Annotated in this window: 19 protein-coding genes and 1 tRNA gene; 9 read left to right on the top strand and 11 right to left on the bottom strand. The window is 62.6% G+C overall.

The window, feature by feature from the left end:
- Positions 1-239: 239 nt before the first annotated feature.
- Positions 240-782, top strand: coding sequence for a hypothetical protein (locus tag AB8P05_RS13810; protein ID WP_472758338.1), 543 nt, complete (start codon positions 240-242; stop codon positions 780-782).
- On the top strand, positions 779-3,604 hold the full coding sequence (locus AB8P05_RS13805) for a type ISP restriction/modification enzyme (protein ID WP_472758337.1): 2,826 nt from the start codon (positions 779-781) through the stop codon (positions 3,602-3,604). Before AB8P05_RS13810 ends, AB8P05_RS13805 begins: the two co-directional genes overlap by 4 nt.
- Positions 3,605-3,682: 78 nt before the next feature.
- Here AB8P05_RS13805 and AB8P05_RS13800 read toward each other — a convergent pair whose 3' ends face one another.
- Complete coding sequence (locus AB8P05_RS13800; RefSeq protein WP_472758336.1) at positions 3,683-4,489, bottom strand: Rha family transcriptional regulator; 807 nt, start codon at positions 4,487-4,489, stop codon at positions 3,683-3,685.
- Positions 4,490-4,800: 311 nt separating this feature from the next.
- Entirely contained in the window at positions 4,801-6,399 is a 1,599-nt protein-coding gene (locus tag AB8P05_RS13795) for a hypothetical protein (protein ID WP_472758335.1), read from the bottom strand.
- 567 nt (positions 6,400-6,966) lie between these two features.
- Between AB8P05_RS13795 and AB8P05_RS13790 the strand changes: the two genes are divergently transcribed.
- Complete coding sequence (locus AB8P05_RS13790; protein ID WP_472758334.1) at positions 6,967-7,995, top strand: hypothetical protein; 1,029 nt, start codon at positions 6,967-6,969, stop codon at positions 7,993-7,995.
- A gap of 58 nt (positions 7,996-8,053) precedes the next feature.
- Here AB8P05_RS13790 and AB8P05_RS13785 read toward each other — a convergent pair whose 3' ends face one another.
- The 5 genes from AB8P05_RS13785 to AB8P05_RS13765 form a co-directional block, all read right to left on the bottom strand.
- Positions 8,054-8,728, bottom strand: coding sequence for a DUF3102 domain-containing protein (locus AB8P05_RS13785; RefSeq protein ID WP_472758333.1), 675 nt, complete (start codon positions 8,726-8,728; stop codon positions 8,054-8,056).
- A gap of 2 nt (positions 8,729-8,730) precedes the next feature.
- A complete protein-coding gene (locus AB8P05_RS13780; RefSeq protein ID WP_472758332.1) occupies positions 8,731-9,351 on the bottom strand; it encodes a nucleotide-binding protein in 621 nt (206 codons plus the stop codon).
- A gap of 103 nt (positions 9,352-9,454) precedes the next feature.
- Positions 9,455-9,706 (bottom strand): hypothetical protein, encoded by a 252-nt coding sequence (locus AB8P05_RS13775; RefSeq protein WP_472758331.1) that lies wholly within the window; start codon positions 9,704-9,706, stop codon positions 9,455-9,457.
- A gap of 113 nt (positions 9,707-9,819) precedes the next feature.
- Positions 9,820-11,004 (bottom strand): hypothetical protein, encoded by a 1,185-nt coding sequence (locus tag AB8P05_RS13770; RefSeq protein ID WP_472758330.1) that lies wholly within the window; start codon positions 11,002-11,004, stop codon positions 9,820-9,822.
- A 435-nt stretch (positions 11,005-11,439) separates the two neighbouring features.
- Positions 11,440-11,706: a hypothetical protein gene (locus AB8P05_RS13765; protein ID WP_472758329.1), complete on the bottom strand. Its 267-nt coding sequence runs from the start codon at positions 11,704-11,706 to the stop codon at positions 11,440-11,442.
- A 442-nt stretch (positions 11,707-12,148) separates the two neighbouring features.
- Here AB8P05_RS13765 and AB8P05_RS13760 point away from each other — a divergent pair, with 442 nt between their 5' ends.
- The 6 genes from AB8P05_RS13760 to AB8P05_RS13735 all read left to right on the top strand — a co-directional run bounded on the left by AB8P05_RS13760 (position 12,149) and on the right by AB8P05_RS13735 (position 15,481).
- On the top strand, positions 12,149-12,679 hold the full coding sequence (locus AB8P05_RS13760) for a helix-turn-helix domain-containing protein (protein WP_472758328.1): 531 nt from the start codon (positions 12,149-12,151) through the stop codon (positions 12,677-12,679).
- Positions 12,680-12,921: 242 nt separating this feature from the next.
- Positions 12,922-13,311: a ribbon-helix-helix domain-containing protein gene (locus AB8P05_RS13755; RefSeq protein ID WP_472758327.1), complete on the top strand. Its 390-nt coding sequence runs from the start codon at positions 12,922-12,924 to the stop codon at positions 13,309-13,311.
- Between the two features lies 1 nt (position 13,312).
- The gene (locus tag AB8P05_RS13750) at positions 13,313-13,495 is read left to right on the top strand and encodes a hypothetical protein (RefSeq protein WP_472758326.1); all 183 of its coding nucleotides are present in this window, start codon (positions 13,313-13,315) and stop codon (positions 13,493-13,495) included.
- Positions 13,492-13,812: a hypothetical protein gene (locus AB8P05_RS13745; RefSeq protein WP_472758325.1), complete on the top strand. Its 321-nt coding sequence runs from the start codon at positions 13,492-13,494 to the stop codon at positions 13,810-13,812. The genes AB8P05_RS13750 and AB8P05_RS13745 overlap by 4 nt, the downstream gene beginning before the upstream one ends.
- Positions 13,809-14,150: a helix-turn-helix domain-containing protein gene (locus AB8P05_RS13740; protein WP_455171292.1), complete on the top strand. Its 342-nt coding sequence runs from the start codon at positions 13,809-13,811 to the stop codon at positions 14,148-14,150. The genes AB8P05_RS13745 and AB8P05_RS13740 overlap by 4 nt, the downstream gene beginning before the upstream one ends.
- A gap of 11 nt (positions 14,151-14,161) precedes the next feature.
- The gene (locus AB8P05_RS13735) at positions 14,162-15,481 is read left to right on the top strand and encodes a tyrosine-type recombinase/integrase (protein WP_472759351.1); all 1,320 of its coding nucleotides are present in this window, start codon (positions 14,162-14,164) and stop codon (positions 15,479-15,481) included.
- On the opposite strand, the gene AB8P05_RS13730 is transcribed toward AB8P05_RS13735, so the two are convergent.
- The 4 genes from AB8P05_RS13730 to AB8P05_RS13715 form a co-directional block, all read right to left on the bottom strand.
- Positions 15,432-15,508 (bottom strand) — tRNA-Pro (locus tag AB8P05_RS13730). The two genes, AB8P05_RS13735 and AB8P05_RS13730, sit on opposite strands and share 50 nt — an antisense overlap.
- A 6-nt stretch (positions 15,509-15,514) precedes the next feature.
- Positions 15,515-16,069: a MerR family transcriptional regulator gene (locus AB8P05_RS13725; protein ID WP_472758324.1), complete on the bottom strand. Its 555-nt coding sequence runs from the start codon at positions 16,067-16,069 to the stop codon at positions 15,515-15,517.
- Positions 16,070-16,175: 106 nt separating this feature from the next.
- Complete coding sequence (locus tag AB8P05_RS13720; protein ID WP_014247260.1) at positions 16,176-16,508, bottom strand: integration host factor subunit alpha; 333 nt, start codon at positions 16,506-16,508, stop codon at positions 16,176-16,178.
- A gap of 150 nt (positions 16,509-16,658) precedes the next feature.
- Positions 16,659-17,630 (bottom strand): beta-ketoacyl-ACP synthase III, encoded by a 972-nt coding sequence (locus AB8P05_RS13715; protein ID WP_472758323.1) that lies wholly within the window; start codon positions 17,628-17,630, stop codon positions 16,659-16,661.
- Between the last annotated feature and the right edge of the window lies 1 nt (position 17,631).

Here is a 17,631-nt window from a genome sequence, read left to right as displayed (position 1 = left end):
AAATCTCCGGGCAAAACCCCGGCGCGTCGACACCTCGCCGGGTAATTTAGGATTGTTTGCCCAAAAAGATTACCAATTCCTTGCTGATTGTTGCCAAACCCTGGAAACGTCAAGCCCACCGGGTTGGCCAATTCAATCTGCACAGGCTTGGCCCCCACCCGATCGGATTGCACCCTGATTGCTCAGGTTGTAAATGTATCAGCCGAGTTCCACGATCTGACCGGCGGGATAAGAACAGAATGAAAACGAAGAACGGTCTTTCCGATGCAATCGCGCGCTTCGGAAAAGCAGCAAAGGACAAGCTGAAGAACACCGCCATCGCCGGAGAGCCCGAAGAACAACTGCGCAACCCACTGGAAAAGTTGGTCCAGGATCTTGCCGCGCTTGCTGGGCTGCCATCCGACGCCATCGTTACCGTCGGCGAAACGGCGATGACGGATCTGAAGGTCCGGCCGGACTTCGCCGTGACCCGTCAAAAGGCACTGATCGGCTTCATCGAGGTGAAGGCTCCCCACAAAGGGGCCGATCCCCGCCGCTTTTCCGATAAGCATGACAAGGCGCAATGGGAGCGCCTGAAGTCGCTGCCCAACCTGCTTTACACGGACGGCATGGCCTTCAGCGTCTGGCGAAACGGCGAGTTGGAAGGCCAAATCGTTCGTCTGGACGGCGACATCCTGTCCGCCGGCAGTTCCCTGTCCGGTCCCCCGACCCTCCTGGCGCTGTTCAGCGACTTCTTCTCGTGGAACCCAACTCCCCCGGCAGTGCCCAGCAGCTGGCCTTGACCGCCGCGCGCCTGTGCCGCCTTCTGCGGGACGAAGTCACAGAACAGCTTGGCCTTGGCAGCCCGGCCCTGACCGGACTGGCGGAAGACTGGCGGGCCTATTTGTTCCCCACGGCGTCCGATACCGAATTCGCCGATGGCTATGCCCAGGCGGTGACCTTCGGCATGTTGATGGCCCGCGCCCGCGGTATCGTGCTGACCGGTGGACTTCACCGGGTCGCCCATGACCTCAGCCAAACCAACAGCCTGATCGGCACCGCCTTCAAGCTGCTGACCGACGAGGCCGACAACCAGGACACCCTGAAGGTCTCGCTGGGTACTCTGACCCGTGTCCTCGATGAGGTCGATTGGGCGAAGATCAGCAAGGGCGATCCCGACGCTTGGCTCTATTTCTACGAGGAGTTCCTCAGCGCCTACGACAACGATCTGCGGAAGAAGACCGGCTCCTATTACACCCCGCCGGAAATCGTGAACGCCATGGTGCGGCTGGTGGACGAGGCCCTGCGCGATCCACGCCGCTTCGGCGTTCCCGCCGGGCTGGCGGCGAAGGAGGTGACGCTGGCCGACCCGGCGGTCGGCACCGGAACCTATCTGCTGGGCATCCTGCGCCGGATCGCCGCCATGAAGGCGGAAGACGAAGGCGAAGGCGCTGTACCGGATGCGATCCGCGACACACTGCCCCGCCTGATCGGCTTCGAGATGCAGTTCGGCCCCTACGTGGTGGCGCAGCTCCGCCTGCTGGCCGAAGCCGCCGATTTGATGGGCATCAAGGACCCGAGCAAGGCCAAGATCCCGCTGCGCCTCTATGTGACCAACACGCTGGGCAACCCGCATGAGGAGGTGGAGCATATCCCCCGCATCCTCGCCCCGCTGGCCGAGTCGCGAAAGGAGGCGAACAAGATCAAGCGTGCCGAACCGATCACCGTGGTCATCGGCAACCCGCCCTATAAGGAGCGGGCGAAGAAGCTGGGCGGATGGGTCGTTGAAGGCAGCAAGAACAGCAAGGAACCTGCCCCATTGCTCGCCTGGGTTCCCCCAACCGACTGGGAGCTTGGCCCGCATATCAAACGTCTACACAATCTTTACGTCTATTTCTGGCGCTGGGCGACTTGGAAGGTGTTTGGCGAAGCGTCCACCATTGCCGCGCCCAAGCGGCAGGGAATCGTCTCTTTCATCACCGTGGCAGGCTTCCTGAACGGCCCGGGTTTCCAGAAGATGCGTTCCGATCTGCGTCGCGATGCCAATGAGATCTGGGTGATCGACTGTTCCCCCGAAGGCCACCAGCCGGACGTTCCGACACGTGTGTTTCAGGACGTGCAGCCCCCGGTCTGCATCGTAATGGTGCTGCGACTGCCAAAATGCGACCCGGAAACTCCCGCTCGTGTTCGTTTCCGCGCCTTGCCGGCAGGGCTTCGGGAGGAAAAATTTGATGCAATCGGAGCGCTGACCTTGGACAGCGCCGGTTGGATCGACTGCCCCAGCGCTTGGCGCGCTCCCTTCCTGCCAGAGGCCACCGGATCGTGGTCGACCTTCGTGTCTCTGGACGACCTATTCATCTACAACGGATCAGGCGTGATGCCGGGCCGTACCTGGGTCATTGCTCCCGATAAGGCGTCGCTTGAACTGCGTTGGAAGCGGCTGATTTTAGAAAAGGATGCCTCCGAAAAAGATCGGTTGTTTCATCCACATGAAGGAGGAGACCGTACAGTCGGCAAGGTTTTGCGGGAGCATCTTCCTGGCTCAGAGCACAGAGATGTTTCGGTTGGGAAGGACAAAGGCGATGTCGTTCCACCAATTCTCTATGGATTTAGAACATTTGATCGACAGTGGATTATTCCAGACAATCGCCTCCTAAACAGACCAAACCCAACATTGTGGTCATATCACTCTAATAATCAGATTTATATGACCGCACTTACCAGGCATTCTCCAAGTACAGGTCCGGCGGTCACATTTACAAATCTCATTCCTGATCTTCACCATTATAAAGGATCATTTGGCGGCAGAGCGTTCCCACTCTGGCGCGACCGCGCGGCCACCATGCCGAACCTGCGCCCGGCGCTGCTGACCACCCTGTCGAGCGCCTACAAGCGCCCGGTCAGCGGCGAGGACGTCTTCGCCTATATCGCGGCGGTGGCTTCGCATCCTGCTTACACCGCCAAGTTCCAGGGCGAACTGGTTCAGCCCGGCCTGCGCATCCCGATCACCGCCGACGCGGCGCTGTTCGACGAAGCCGTCGAACTCGGCCGGCGTGTCATCTGGCTGCACAGCTTTGGGGAACGCTTCATCGCCCCGGACCCGGATCTGGCCAAGAGCCGGCCGCCCGGTCCGCCACGGCTGTCCAAGGCGAAGGCTCCGACCATCCCGAAGGACGGCACAATCCCTGCCGATGCTGACAGCATCGACTACGATGCGGCGAAGAACCGTCTCCTGATCGGAACCGGCTTCATCGACCATGTGCCGCCGCGCGTGTGGGAATACGAGGTTTCGGGCAAGCATGTTCTGACCCAATGGTTCAGTTACCGCCGTAAGAACCGCGAACGGCCAATCATCGGCGACCGCCGCCCGCCATCCCCTCTTGGCGACATCCAACCCAGCGGCTGGCTGGCTGAATACACCACCGAATTGATCAATCTGCTGAACGTCCTGGGCGGCGTCGTAGAGTTGGAGCCGAAACAAGCCAGCCTGCTGGATCGCATCTGCACCGGCCCGATCCTGTCGGATGCCGAACTGCGCGCCGCGGATGCCTTCGTCATCCCGGAAGGCGTATCGGTGAAAGCGTCGAAGACAAACAAAGAGGTTCAGCCCGGACTGTTCGACTGAACGGCGGCTTCAGCACTCAGGCCGACGAGGGCGCACACACGCCCCGTCGGCTGGCCCGCCGGGGCCGGGGAGGAGGCGCTATCCGATGGGGAGGCGCTGGTGGAACTTGTGGGCGTGGCTGTCGATCATCGCGGCGATGCTGTCCCACATGCCGCAGGCCGATGTGGCCGTCCACAGGCCGCGCAGGGACTCGACATAGGTGGCGGCGGCGCCCATCAGTCCCGACAGCTGCTCTTTCCGCGCCGGGGGCAGGTCGCGGTAGGCCAGGATCAGGCTGCGTTCGTTGAAGGGCAGGTCCGACAGTGGGGTGCCGATCAACGACGTCGCTGGTGCCGGCAGCAGGGGCCGGGCGGCGGCCGAGACCGTCAGCATCGCAATGTCCACCGGCCGGCCCTGTCGCACCCGGTCCAGGGCGTCGGCGGTCAGAGCGGCGCGGACCCGCCGTTCCTCGGCCTCGCCCAGCTCGCGCGCCCGTTGGTCGATGGCGTCAAGGTCAGCCTTGGTCAGCGATGCGGCGGGAGCGGGCGGAGGCTTGCCGCTGGTGACGGCGTCGAACAGCTCGACCATCTGGATCGTCACCAGCGCGGCGCGCTCGGTGTCCGACTTGGCCGTGATGTAGAGCGCCTGTTTCTTGGTGAGGTAGAAGCTCTTGGACGGGCGGCCACCACGACGGCCGGGTTTCTCGGCAAGCCGAGAAACCTCCCCGAAGGTTATCAAGGCATCTATGTGACGTTCGATCAGCTCACGGATCGAATGCACGTTTTTCATCCCCAGCGCTTCGGCAAGCCGAAGGTCACGGATGCGCGGCTCGTGGTTGATCGTGGTGTCGATGTCGGTCGGCGATAACGCGGGCAAGACTTGCCCGTCGTCGCTCATGCTGCCCATGGCGATGGCCTCCTATGCGGCATTGCCGGCGGAGGACCGCTTCTTAAGGCAGCCCTGGCGCCGGGGGCTAAGAACCTGCATAGGTCAGGCCGGAATATTCCCCTTGCGGGTGTTGTATTATCCGACCCCCGGCAAAGGGGCATGATCCGGACAGACTCCGGGCATGAAAATAGCCACATCGCGAAAACGCGCGGGTGGCTTGCCGCCTACGGGGAGGTTCTTAAGCTCCGACCCGAAAGATCGCTCCACCGGGGCGGAGCGTCAAGGGGCGTTGCATCCCCTTGATCGCACAACCACGGCGATGATCCGGCTCAGGCCTTGATCATCTCCATGATGTTCAGGCCGTTGACCATCACCTTCTGCCCGCCGGGCGTCTTGCCATCCTCAAAGATGCTCTGCCACACCTTGTAATTCTGTTTGGAGCCGAACACCGTCGATGACAGTTCCCGGTTCACCCACAGCGGCAGACGCGCAAGATTGTCGATGAAATTGCCGATGTTGGTCCAAAGCTGTTCAGGGAATGGATACTGGAACAGGCGCTCCGCCGTGATCACCCGCCCGGTGATCAGAAAATGCTGTTCGGCGATCCGGCGGATATGGCCAAGCCAGCATTGCAGAACCTCCTCCTTCGCCATGCGGAAGGCGCGCAGATGCGGCTCCGGAACGTCCTCGCCGCCCTGCACCGCGTTCTCCAGTCGCCGGGTTCCCCGCTCGTCGTCATATTTCCCGACATAGATCTTGGCAGCGATCAGGTTCATCAAGCGGACGATTTGCGTCTTCTCCAGATCGCGCGGGTTCTGGCCCTCATCGGCGCGATAATTCCAGGCGGTTTCCAGCAGGCCGCCATAGATGAACTGGCTGTAGAACGTCTTTTCGATGGCGCTGTAGGACAGCGGCTTTTCATAGCCCTTGCCGGCATATTCCACGAAATCCATCAGCATGTTGTTCGGATCGTGGGTGATGCCGTCGCGGACACTGTCGAGGATGTAGCGCGTCATCGCGCGCTGTTCGCCCTTGAAGTGATCGACGAGCGTCTTCTCGGAAAACTCCTCGAAATCCTCCGGCAACCCCTTATCCGTGCGATAGCGGGTGATGCGGTCGAACAGGATGGAACTGCCCAGCCGGCGCTGAACCGACTTGTCGAAAGCGACTTGGCGCAGGGTCGTCCCGGCGTTGGTGTTGGCGGTCAGCAGCCGGTCGAGATCCGGATCGATGAAGATGCGCAGCGGAATGTTGCGAATGCCCAGCAGGATCTGCGCCGCGGCCTTGTGCTGGCCGTCGAAGACGCGCACCTCCGCCGTCGGCAGGTTCTTGGTTTCGATCCATCCCAGCGCGACATGGAGCTGCGGCCGGCGACGATGGAACTCCTCGATCAGCCCCCGCAGGTTGCTGCCGATCGGCCGGGGATTGATGCGGTCGTCATGGAAGACGCATTCGACCGGCAGCACCGCGAAGAAATAGCGCATGCCGGACAGGGCGTCCTCATGCACGGGCAGCCGTACCGGCTCGGTCGAACCGGGTGCGATGTAGGAGATGAAGTCGCCCTCGAACGCCACGCGAAGCGGGGCCGACGATCCATCGACCGCGCGCAGTACGTCGTTCAGGTTGGCGCCCCGGTCGTCGCTGTCGGCCTGCGCCTTGATGTCCTCGAACCGGGCCAGCACGCGGGCGATCCGCAAGTCGCTGGCCTGCTTGGACCGGTTGAAATGGGACAGGGTCAACGCGAAGTTGGACGGATCGTCCTTTCCGTTGTCGCGAGTCGGGATGATGTGGTCGATGTCGGTTTCATGCAGGGCCAGCTCGATGGGCTTGCCGGAAATGAAGCATTTCCCCGACTGCTGGTCCCAAAGCTGCTGGGTGAGCGCCGTACGTTCATCCTTCGACAGCCGGTTCAGATAAAGCGATCCCATCCCTTGCCCCTCGCACATATGGCAGACAGCGTACCAGAAAGACGCGCGAAGGTAGCGGGATGCGGGGTTGATTTCCAGGGGGTTGGCGATCCGGGTTGCCAGACTGGCGGATAAACCGGGAAGCGTCGACCAGCCCGCTGGTGCAAGGCACAGGGACTATCCGATGGGGAAGCCCTGGTGGAATTTGTGGGTGGGACTGTCGATTATCGCGGCGATGCTGCCCCACGTACCACGGGCCGACGTTGCCGTCCACAGACCGCGCAGGGCTCGGATGGTGAAGAACTTAGCGCGGCTTTGAGAATGGATGGTAATGCGGAGACAGGCAAATCCAGCCGAAGCGCGCTCCCCCCATAGTTTGCTGCTCTCAGTGCTAATTTAAGAAATGCGTAGGAAGGTAGATCGACACCGATGCGTCCACAGATAATTATAAAATTCGCATTCCCTATCGTTGTACAGCATTAATCAGCACATAGCATCATTTGAAACACTTTTCCCTTGCATATCAGGTCACATACCTATCTTATATTGTAGACGGAAAGCTACCTCTAGCGCGATGATAGGTAAGAAATGAAACTGGAATATTGCAGATTTTATTCGGCTGTTGGAATTTACAAACCTGAGCCTAGCATGAATACTCTCCTGTTAAGCAATGATAAGGTTTCTGTTAGTTTACTTGGCGCAAACACTTACGCGTCTACTTTAGAGACTATTCTAAATCAAAATGCGTTAAAGAAAACAGATTTAAATAATGAGGAACAAAAAAATGCTGTATCGCATAATAATTCTTATCTTATTCACGGCCACTCACGGGCAATAATTTATATTTCTGTTAGCATAGATACTTCTGAAATCGATTTAGAAAAAATAAAAGACGAAGACGGAACGGATTTCGATAAACTTCCTCATAATTTAATGGCCTCGAAAGCATTTGGATTAACCGCAACCGCAATTTCATTGGCAACCTTCTCCAAGATATCAAAGGAATTTGAGTTTATATTCGATAAATACTTTTTGGTGGATAATTCGAAAGGTTTCCGCAAGGCAATTTCCAAACAAGTTCCCGCAAGAACCGAAACCATTTCACCAATTGATCATTCGGAAATCGAAACAGCGCTTCACTTAACCAAGACTTTTCAAGAAGATATTAAGCTACAAGCAATTATTGATCTTTATTCCATGTCACTAAAGCCTGATGAAATCGGCCCATTGAATGCTTTCGTTTCAGCTTGGACCGGATTAGAAATGTTTGTTTCTAAGCAGTTTATCGAAATCGAAAAAGATATCGGAATTAGCATAAATAAATCCCCAGTACCCAGTATTCTTTCCGAAAAAATTCTTGAGATAATGAAAGGGAAATATCGAATTTTAGACAAATTTATAGCCACATCACATTGCCTTGGTAATCCAGATGCTGAAAAGGACGTCGATTCATTTAAGAAAATAAAATCCATTCGCGATAAATTTGTTCACAATATGTCAGGTTCGATAGAATCTCTACCGCTAAACGATACCCGAGAACTACTTGGGAAATACATAAAGCTATACTTAGTTAATGAGAAGAAGATACCAGGATTAAGCATCGTCCGCTCGAATTAGGCAGTCATAGTTTAATGTGCTATTCCAGTTCTTCCGGGAAACATTAAGGGAATGAATCTTAATTTTTACATACGCCGTTATGCAACTCCACCACATGCCGTACCACATCTGCAGCGGCTGGATCAGGCGCCACCATCACCAGCAGGTAGCGGCGCACGCCGTCCAGCTCGACGGTGATGGCGCCGGGATCGTCCGGATCCGTGTGCCAGGGGAGCGACAGCGCCGCCGCGAAGCGTGACTCACGCGGTAGTGACGGCTCCCACGTGGGCGGGATGGGAGGAGCGATGACCTCGGCAGGCTGTTCGACCGGCCGGGCTGGCGGCTTCAGTGCCGCCACTTCGGCCCGCGTCACCTCCGGATGGATCGTGCCGGCGTCCAGCGCCCGCTGACGCGTCTCGTCCGGCAAGGTCGCGATGACGTAGAGGGTGCCCATCGCTTCCGGCAGCCGGTCCAGCGGCACCTTGCCCTCATCGACGAAGGCGGCGATCTCGCGCAGCTTTCGAGCGGTCGAGGTGCTGAACGGCAGGTCGTTCGTCACCATCGCCTCGTATTCGCCGTGCGGCAGGGCCTCCTTGGCCTCGTTCAGGCGGCGGCCCACCGCCACAGTGGCCTCCAGTGCATTGGTCCATTCCCGGCGGATGTCCGCGGCGAACTCGGCACGGGTGGTCAGGGTGCGGGGTTTGGCCAGCATGGACAGGCGGGCATTCCCCAGGCTGCGGGCGGTCGGTGCCATCGTCAGACTCCCATCTCGGCGGACAGATAGGCCCACAGGTCACGGAACAGCGGGCCGGTGCGGGTGCCAGCGATCTCGGCCGTGCCCAGCCCTGCCATGAAGCTGCGCGGCACCTCCTGAAGCAGCGGGATCTCCACCGGCGCCGGCGTGCCCATGCCGGCGACGATGGACCGAGCGTCCGCCGTCTCGCGCAGGCGTGGCTGGATCTGGCTCAACAGCAGGCGCATCGGCCGGCGCCGGCTGTGCAGGTAGGGCAGCATGGCCTGCATGCTGACCAAGTCCTCCGGTCCCGGCCGCACCGGCACCAGCACCAGGTCGGCCACGTCGAACAGCAGCGCGGTCGATTCCGGGAAGAACTCCACCGCGGTCGGCGTGTCGATCACCAGCAGGTCGAGGCCCTGCGGCGTCGGCCGCTCCGTCACCTCGCCCAGCACGCGCTGCTCGCCGGCGATCGGCGCGACGTCGGCCGGGCGCAGGCTGTGCCAGTGCGTCAGGCTGCCCTGCGGATCCGTGTCCAGCGTCCCCACCCGCAGCCCGGTCGTAGCGGCGGCCACCGCCAGATTGCGGACGGTTGCCGTCTTCGGCCCACCGCCCTTCCCCTGCACCACCAGGATCGTCTTCATGTTCCAGCCCCCAAAGCGTTCACGCGTGAACACTTTCCCGTTTCCCCACGCCGCCGATCCGCGCTGTCGGCGGACCAACGACACCCGATTCGTTGCCGCCGCTTCAGCGGTCGGCCTTGCCCTGGTCCCGCCGCTGGTGGGCATGGAAGAGGCGCATCAGCTCCGCCGTGGTCAGCAGCTTGCCGTCGACCAGATGCAGCGCGCCGTTCCGGTAGACCCGCAGTCCGGCGGCGCGCAGCACCTCGATGGCGCGGTACACGCCCGGCTCCTCCGGCTGGACCTGCACCGGCCTGTGTGGCGCGGTGCGCGGCGGCACGCCCAGATCCAGGGGCAGCTGCTGGCCGGCCCGGCTCATGGCCGCGCGCTCCGCCACAGCGCGCCGCTGTTTCCTGTGCCTCTTCCGACCGAGCCGCCCATCCCTGCCCCCTCCTCCGTCAAGCGCGAGCTGCTGCACCATGCCGCCGTTTCTCAGGCAGCCACGGTGCCCGCCCCGCTGCCCTGAAGCTGTTGCTGAAGCGCCTGGATCAGCGTCGGTACGATCGTCGGCAGCACGTCGCGCACGGCCTGCTGGGCGGCCAGTTGGACCGCCTGCGCCAGATCCGGCGGCAGTCCACCGGCCGGCGCGACGCCGCTCTGGTCCGCCCGGTCGAGCGCCCAGCCCAGCCACTTCTCCAGTTCCTCCGGTGTCGGCCGGTAGCCGTCGCGCAGCCGCTCTTTCTGCGCATCCTCCAGCCACTCCACCGCCAGAGTCGCGCGCTGGGTGTCGCCCAGAATCTCAGTCGCTCTCTGCACGATTCTCGGATGCCAGCCACGATTCCGCTCCGCTCCAGGATAGCCCTGGGATTCTTCCGCCGCAGAACGTCCGCCGGAAATGGGAAGGGGAAGGTGACGCTGGCGGCGGTCAGGATTCTGGCCTGCCGCAGTTTTCACCGCCCGCCCGCCTCTATTTCTATTATTTAGATCTATTTCGGGCGGCAGAGCTGCGCCGCAGTTTCCGGCTGAATTGCCGCAGTTTGTGGACGCTAGCGCCGCAGTTTCTCCGTCGCCGTCCGAAAACTCGCCGCAGTTTTGGCCGGATAGTGCGGCATCCGCGCCGCTGTTCTCCGCACTGCCGCCGATCATGCCGCTGTTTACGCCCGGAACAGCGGCGGCCATGCCGCTGTTTCGGCCACCCTCCCCCGCCCCCTGCCACCCGTCCGCCGCAGTATCGCCGCTGAACCGGGCGGCAACTGCGGCATAGGTGCCGCCGTTTGCCACGGCGAACAGATCGTCGGGCAGGCCATAGGCTTCGGCGATGCCGCAGTTTTCCAGCTGGACGGCGGTCGCCCCCAGCCACTGTTTGCTGAAGCGGTAGCGGGTGGAGCGGGCCCGTCCGCCGCCCTTTCGGTCCACCTCGATGATGCCGGCGCCCAGCAGCCAGGACAGGCCGCGCTGAACGGTGCGGCGGTCGCACCGCATGGCCCGCGCCAGCTTGTCGGCGCCGATCCACGCGACCAGCTCGCCGCAGCGGACGAAGATCGACTCGTCGCTGCGCCTTACCAGCAGCAGCGCCAGCACCCGGCGCTTGTCGGTCAGGCCGGGCGCCAGGCCCAGCGCGTCCTGGAACAGCTCGCGCAGCAGGTAGAAGGGGGAGCGCTTGTCCGCCTGGATCATGCCGCCCCCGCTGTGCGAAGGGCGGCGGGTTGCCGCAGTTTCCGACCGTACCGGGGGAGCAGAACAGCGGCACCAGTAAAGCGCGGTCGAGGCGGATCGGTGCGGCGGTGGCCCTCATGGTCCCAAACTCATACTTCCGTGCGCCATTCCGGCCTATCTGGCTGACTTCCATGGACGGCATGACGCACCTAATTTTCGTTGGTCGAAGACGGCAAAGGGCTCGCGCGGCAGCCGCCACGCAGAGCGCACCCTGTTTGACATCAGCAGCAGACTCCGGGGCGGTCGCAGCCACGACCGCTCCGTCTGCCGGCGGGCCTCGCACGGCAGGTTGGCGCCGATCGGCGCGAAGGAACTGCACCGCCACTGCGGCACAGTTCCCGGTGATGCAGATAGATCTCGGATCCTTTCGCAGGCGGAACGGTCGCCCGCGGGCGGTCATTCATGTCCTCGTGTCATCGCGTCAGCGGTAGCCGTCCGCAATGATGCCAGGGTGTGCAGACGCGCAGTCCCACGGCGCAGCAGCGCCGCCAGTTCGGTAGCTTCCCCCTCGTCCAACTCGGCCAGCGAACGCGCATTGCAGAGCGTCCGCACCACCTTGTCGACAGTGGCCCACTTCACCGCTGCTGCAGCCTCGAATGCGGGCCACGCATCGAGGACGGCACGCTGGGCAGGGGTGAGGCAAGCACGATCAAGCTCGGCCATCACGCCTCCCCTGGAACAGAGCTGCGGCCGGCGCCGGCTGGAAATGGCGCCGGCCGCGATCGCATCCCGGCCACGGACAAGGGAAGACCGAGAGCGAACCGGATGCCAAAGTGAGATACGACAGGGAGCCCCCTGATTGATCTACGGTGCGGGCCATCGCCAAATTGGCGAGGCGGCATAACGGCTTCTGGCCATGAGCTTGCCAGTTGCCGCGTCGCGCAAAGCGAGCGATGCTTCCTAAATTGGCAACCCATGGTCATCAGCATGAGATCATCCACCGCAATCAGCTCTGCAATGCCGGTTGTCTTGTTTCCCGGGGCCCCTCTGAGAGCCCACCACGGGAAATGTCCGACAGCTTCTGCAGCGTCACGCCACGCAGCTTGTGCTTCCGGGCAGAAGCGATAACCACCGGCCAATGCTTGGAAGGGATCGAGTCTCGACGATGCCATTGCTTCACGACTCCGTAATCGACCCCACAGTCGTCGGCGAGGGCAGCGCGGCTAGGCCAGCGGTCTATGAGTTCCTTGAAGCTCATTGGAGCAAGGTACGTTTCGTACCCTACTGCGTCAAGACGAAACGTACCTTGCCCTTTGGTACGCTTTGTCCCATGAGAAAACCGGACAAAACAGCGGCACCATATGAACGCTTGCAGTGGGCGCGGGCCAATGCGGGCTTCGCAACCCCACGCGATGTGGCGGAACGGTTTGGCTGGAATTACAATACATACAAGAGTCATGAAAACGGTGCTCGCGGGCTTAAACAAAAATCCGCCGAACGGTATGCGCACGCGTTCAAAGTATCGCTCAGCTGGCTTCTTACAGGTGAAGGTTCAGAAGCACAGACTTTAACTGCCGACGAAGTTGCTCTTCTCGAAAAATACCGGAGGTTGGATCAGGCTGGCAAGAACGCCACCCAGGTCTTGACCGATGCGCTTGCTAGACAGGAAACGCCCACAGAAAAATTAGCGCTGTGACGCAGCGTCCGATACGCCCTCACCATCAGCGCATCGGCGTTCGGTACGTTTTGTGTTGAGCATGCCGGGTACGTGATGTACCTTACCCGCAACATGAGGTGTCAAAAATCGCATCTGGAGCCTACCGATTTCATCCGGTGAGTTCCTGAGAAGGGCGATTAAGCGAAAAAGCAGAGGGTAAGGCAGTGAGTAACCACGTACGGGTTCCATTGCAGCGTCGAGCTGGGGCGCAGAACGTGTCCATGGACCGGTCCTTTGCGCAGTCGCATTCCGAAAAGCTGGAGCAAACGCTGCGGCATATGGTCCCGGCGTTGCCCAAGACGGGAGCGACACCGTTGGTCACCTACAACGTGGTGGTCAACAACCGCTGGACCGCGCATCGGACCTCCATGCGACTCGATGTGACGTCGTGGCTGCTGCTGGACCACATAGCGGAAGCGGAAGGATACGCGAACCGGGACGTCCTGATCAGCGCGGTGCATGAGCGGTTCCACGCCGACGAACTGCCGCTGACTGCCCTGGTCCGTCTCTTCCTTCAGACCTACACCGCGCCGGTCGCCGTGCTGGACTTCCTCGGTCGTGAGCGCCGAGCCAATGGCCGCGGGTTCACGGCCGATCGGACAAGGAACTGACGTGATCTGCGCAGGGCAACAAACCGCTGCCATCGCCAGTCTGGCCCGATGGCATCTGGAGGAAGCCGGCCGGGCCGAGCTGGAGGCGGGAAACACCGACCTTCCCTCCCGCCGCCTGCGCCTGCTATCCGCCGCGCGTTACCACCTCGACTGCGCCGAACTGGCACGGGAGGAACTGCCGTGATCCCCACCCTGGAGGCCACCGACTGGCAGGTATGCCACGCCGCGCGGTTCGACACCCCGGCCGACGTCCGGCGCATCCAGTTCCGCCGGGGCGAGCGGCTGGTCATCCTCGCCGTGGGCGAAGTGCCGGTCGTGTGCGACATCCTCACCCCCGGCGTCTACAACGTGGACATTCCCACCCACTATCCGCGCGCCACCTTCCCGGTGCTGGTGGTCGCCGTGCCCTCCACCATCGCCTACCTGCTGGCGCATGGCGGACCGACGCGGGCGCTGCCGGCGGTGCCTCTTGCCGATCCGCACACAGGAGGTCCGGCATGACCGTCCGCGCTGCCCTGGATCCGGCCTCGATGCCGCCGATCATCGGAGTCGAGCGGTCGATCACCGTCGCGGAGGCCGCCCACACGATGGGCGCCGATGAGTCGACCGTGCGGAAGCTGGTGCGGCAGAAGGAATTGCAGGGCTATCGACTCGGGAAGCGCGGGGTGCGCGTCTACGTCTCCAGCATCCGGGATTACCAGGAACGTCAAAGGCTTCAGGGGCCGGGCGTCGCGACGAAGGCTGCGCCGGCGCACAGACGTGCGCCGACACCTGCGCATCGTGAGGCTGTTGCCCAACTGGCGGCACTCGGCATCATGGTCACCCCTGCCAAACCCTAGATCGCGGACACATGACCGTTTTCCATGACAAGGCGCGCAATCGCTGGCGCTACGACTTCCGACTCGATGGCACCCGGTACAGCGGTTATTGCGTCGATCCGGACACCGGGCAGCCGGCCGCCAACAAGACAGAGGCGCGCCGATGCGAGGCGCTGGTGCATGCGGCGGCGCTCAAGTCCAAGCCTGCGCCGGCCGCGCCGACCGTCTTCACGGTCGCCCAGATGTTCGTCGCCTATGCCACGCGCAAGCAGGCGCTGAAGGACTGGCCGAACAAGCGGGTCTATGTGGCGGACCTCATCCACTTCTTCGGTCCGGAAACCGCGGTGGCCGAGCTGACCGAACAACGGATTTGGGAATACATCGCCTGGGCGCGATCACAGCCGGTGATGGTCTACAAGGGCGGGCCGAAGGCGCGCACGCCGGAAGAGCGGCTGAAGCACTACCATCCGACCGACCGCAACCGTGCCGACTCGACCATCAACCGCTATCTGGTGACTCTGGGGGAAGCGCTGCGGATCGCCCACGCGCTACGCGACGGCGCCGGCCGCCTGCTGCTGGCCGAGCTGCCGAAGGTACCCAAGCTGACGGAGGCGCAGCACCTGCCCCGCCCGGTTTCGGACAGCGACCTGGAGGCGATCATGGCGGCCGCGCCGGCTCATCTGCGCGACGGCATGCTGCTGGCCCGCCTGATGGGCTTCCGAAAGGCGGAGGTGTTCGGGCTGACCATCAACCAAGTCGATTTCCAGCAGCGTGGGGTTTGGCTTGAGGCAGCCTCGACCAAGGCCAACCGTGCCGAGTTCATCCCGGCGAACCCGGAGGCAATGGAGTTGCTGACGCGCCTGGTGCGGCAGGCGCGGGAATGGCAGGTCACCCACCTGCTGACCTACCAGCACGGGGCGAAGGGCGAGCGCAAGCCGGTGAAGAACCCGAAGCGGGCTTGGCGAACCGCACTGGAGAAAGTAGGGCTGAAGCACCGCTTCCACGACACCAAGGCCAGCTTCGTTACCGCAGTCGCCCACGTCGCGCCGGCGGCGGTCACCCAGCAGCTCGCCCGGCACAAGAGCTATGAGACGACGCGGCGCTATCTGCGCGTCGCGGATGCCGCCGCCCGTCAGGCGGTGGAGGGGGCGACCATGGCGGCGCTGCGTGTGGGAACCGGTCCGACTTCCACACAAGAGTTCCACACGGCGCCGACAGATGACGCACCGGCTCCCGATGACGCAGGCAAAGAAAAAGCCTTGGAACCGTTGGGTTCCAAGGCTTTTCCGGTCCTTCCGGAACTGGTCGGAGCGACAGGATTTGAACCTGCGACCCCCAGACCCCCAGTCTGATGCGCTACCAGGCTGCGCTACGCTCCGTCAACTTCACCGCAGTGCTTGCGGCTTGGCTCCGGAAGGGAACGGGACTATAGCCGCGGACTTTCGCCGATGCAACATCTCCCGTGATCTTTTTTCAGCTTTTTTGTCGCCGATTTCGGAGAGGCGGGACAGCACCGACCGCAGCGATTTCAGCTCGTCCACAACCATGGTGATCTCGTGTCGCAGGGCGGCGGACAAGGGCGGATGCGGGCCGTCATCCACGCCATCGCCCATGCCGTCGTCGAACGCGCTCCCCTCCTCCGATCCGGCGGCGTCGCCGGACTCCTCGGCGTCCTCCGGCAGCGGCGGCGTCGGGTCGGACATGCGTCCTTCCTTCAGCAGGCGCTGCACGCCCTTGATGGTGTAGCGGTCCTCGTACAGCAGCGCCTGGATGCGGCGCAGAAGCTCCACATCCTCTGGCCGGTAATAGCGCCGGCCGCCGCCGCGCTTCAGCGGGCGGATCTGGGGGAACTTGGTCTCCCAGAAGCGCAGAACATGCTGAGGCACGTTCAGGTCGGTCGACACCTCGCTGATGGTGCGATAGGCCGTGGCGGACTTCATGGCAGGATCAGGCCGCCGCCCGGCAGTGACCGGGTGTGGCGGCGTTCCGCGGACAGGCACGGCACGGCGGTGGACGAGGAGCCGGGGTCATCGCGGACGGCCGGCCTCAGGAGAGAGCCCGCGCGGGCGTCGGCGCCCCACCCTCCTGGACGTCGTTGATGCGGTTCTTCAGCACATGGCTGGCCCGGAAAACCAGAACCCGCCGCGGCAGGATCGGCACCTCTTCCCCGGTCTTGGGGTTGCGGCCGATTCGCTCGCCCTTCTGGCGGACCTGGAAACTGCCGAAGGAGGAGATCTTCACCATCTCCCCCCGCGCGAGCGCGTCGGAAATCTCGTCCAGGACGGTTTCGACCAGATCGGCCGATTCGTTGCGCGAAAGGCCGACTTCCTGGTAGACGGCTTCGCTCAATTGGGCGCGCGTGACGGTGTTCTGGGACATGGTTCGACCTCCCCCGCAACCATTGCGAAGACGGTAATCCGGGGAAAGAAGGTCCGTCAATTCAAAAGCTTGGCAGCCGCATACAGCCCGGCCGAAGCCGGGCCGGGCGTGCGGTGCAGCATTGAAGAAGCTGCGGAATGACGGGGCCGCTTACCAGCGGACCAGCGCCGATCCCCAGGTCAGGCCGCCGCCGATGGCTTCCATCAGGATCAGGTCGCCGCGCTTGACGCGGCCGTCGGCCACCGCCTCGCCCAGCGCCAGCGGGATCGACGCGGCCGAGGTGTTGCCGTGGCGGTCCACCGTCAGAACCACCTTCTCCGGCGACAGCTTCATCTTGCGGGCCAGCCCGTCGATGATGCGCCGGTTCGCCTGGTGCGGAACCATCCAGTCGATGTCGGTGGACTCCAGACCGTTGGCGACCAGCGCCTCCTCCACCACCGCCGACAGCTTGGACACGGCGTGGCGGAAGATCTCCTGCCCGTGCATCCGCACATGGCCGATGGTGCCGGTGGAGGACGCCCCGCCGTCGACATAGAGCAGGTCGTACTGGCTGCCGTCGGAATGCAGGTGGGTGGACAGCACGCCGCGGTCGGTCGAGTCGCCCTTGGCCTCATAGGCCTCCAGCACGATGGCACCGGCACCGTCGCCGAACAGCACGCAGGTGGTCCGGTCGTTCCAGTCCAGCAGGCGGGAGAAGGTCTCCGCCCCGATCACCAGGGCGCGGCGCGCCTGACCGTTGCGCAAGAAATTGTCGGCGACCGCCATGGCATAGACGAAGCCGGCGCAGACCGCCTGGATGTCCATGGCGAAGCCGATGGTGCCGAGCGCCGCCTGCACCTTGGTCGCGGTGGCCGGGAAGGTGTTGTCGGGCGTGGTGGTCGCCAGCACGATGCAGTCGATGCTGCCCGCCGGCACGCCGGCATGCTCGAGCGCGCGGGTCGCCGCGGCGATGGCGAGGTCGGAGGTCTTCTCCCCCTCAGCCGCGATGTGGCGCGACTTGATGCCGGTGCGCTGGACGATCCACTCGTCCGACGTGTCGACCCGCTGTTCCAGATCCTGGTTGGTGACGACGTTGGCCGGCAGGTAGGTGCCGCAACCGAGAACTCGGGAACGCATGAGCATG

This window comes from Azospirillum sp. VT-I1, assembly GCF_055698305.1.
This window is presented reverse-complemented; position numbering and strand designations above follow the sequence as displayed.

What these genes read in the sequence shown, in the direction of transcription:
- AB8P05_RS13735 (WP_472759351.1), top strand. Translation starts at nt 14,162, where the DNA reads ATGACCGTTTTCCATGACAAGGCGCGCAATCGCTGGCGCTACGACTTC.
- AB8P05_RS13725 (WP_472758324.1), bottom strand. Translation starts at nt 16,069, where the DNA reads ATGAAGTCCGCCACGGCCTATCGCACCATCAGCGAGGTGTCGACCGAC.
- AB8P05_RS13795 (WP_472758335.1), bottom strand. Translation starts at nt 6,399, where the DNA reads ATGGGATCGCTTTATCTGAACCGGCTGTCGAAGGATGAACGTACGGCG.
- AB8P05_RS13755 (WP_472758327.1), top strand. Translation starts at nt 12,922, where the DNA reads ATGGACCGGTCCTTTGCGCAGTCGCATTCCGAAAAGCTGGAGCAAACG.
- AB8P05_RS13780 (WP_472758332.1), bottom strand. Translation starts at nt 9,351, where the DNA reads ATGAAGACGATCCTGGTGGTGCAGGGGAAGGGCGGTGGGCCGAAGACG.
- AB8P05_RS13770 (WP_472758330.1), bottom strand. Translation starts at nt 11,004, where the DNA reads ATGATCCAGGCGGACAAGCGCTCCCCCTTCTACCTGCTGCGCGAGCTG.
- AB8P05_RS13715 (WP_472758323.1), bottom strand. Translation starts at nt 17,630, where the DNA reads ATGCTCATGCGTTCCCGAGTTCTCGGTTGCGGCACCTACCTGCCGGCC.
- AB8P05_RS13760 (WP_472758328.1), top strand. Translation starts at nt 12,149, where the DNA reads ATGCCATTGCTTCACGACTCCGTAATCGACCCCACAGTCGTCGGCGAG.
- AB8P05_RS13740 (WP_455171292.1), top strand. Translation starts at nt 13,809, where the DNA reads ATGACCGTCCGCGCTGCCCTGGATCCGGCCTCGATGCCGCCGATCATC.
- AB8P05_RS13790 (WP_472758334.1), top strand. Translation starts at nt 6,967, where the DNA reads ATGAAACTGGAATATTGCAGATTTTATTCGGCTGTTGGAATTTACAAA.
- AB8P05_RS13800 (WP_472758336.1), bottom strand. Translation starts at nt 4,489, where the DNA reads ATGGGCAGCATGAGCGACGACGGGCAAGTCTTGCCCGCGTTATCGCCG.
- AB8P05_RS13785 (WP_472758333.1), bottom strand. Translation starts at nt 8,728, where the DNA reads ATGGCACCGACCGCCCGCAGCCTGGGGAATGCCCGCCTGTCCATGCTG.
- AB8P05_RS13765 (WP_472758329.1), bottom strand. Translation starts at nt 11,706, where the DNA reads ATGGCCGAGCTTGATCGTGCTTGCCTCACCCCTGCCCAGCGTGCCGTC.
- AB8P05_RS13720 (WP_014247260.1), bottom strand. Translation starts at nt 16,508, where the DNA reads ATGTCCCAGAACACCGTCACGCGCGCCCAATTGAGCGAAGCCGTCTAC.
- AB8P05_RS13810 (WP_472758338.1), top strand. Translation starts at nt 240, where the DNA reads ATGAAAACGAAGAACGGTCTTTCCGATGCAATCGCGCGCTTCGGAAAA.
- AB8P05_RS13775 (WP_472758331.1), bottom strand. Translation starts at nt 9,706, where the DNA reads ATGAGCCGGGCCGGCCAGCAGCTGCCCCTGGATCTGGGCGTGCCGCCG.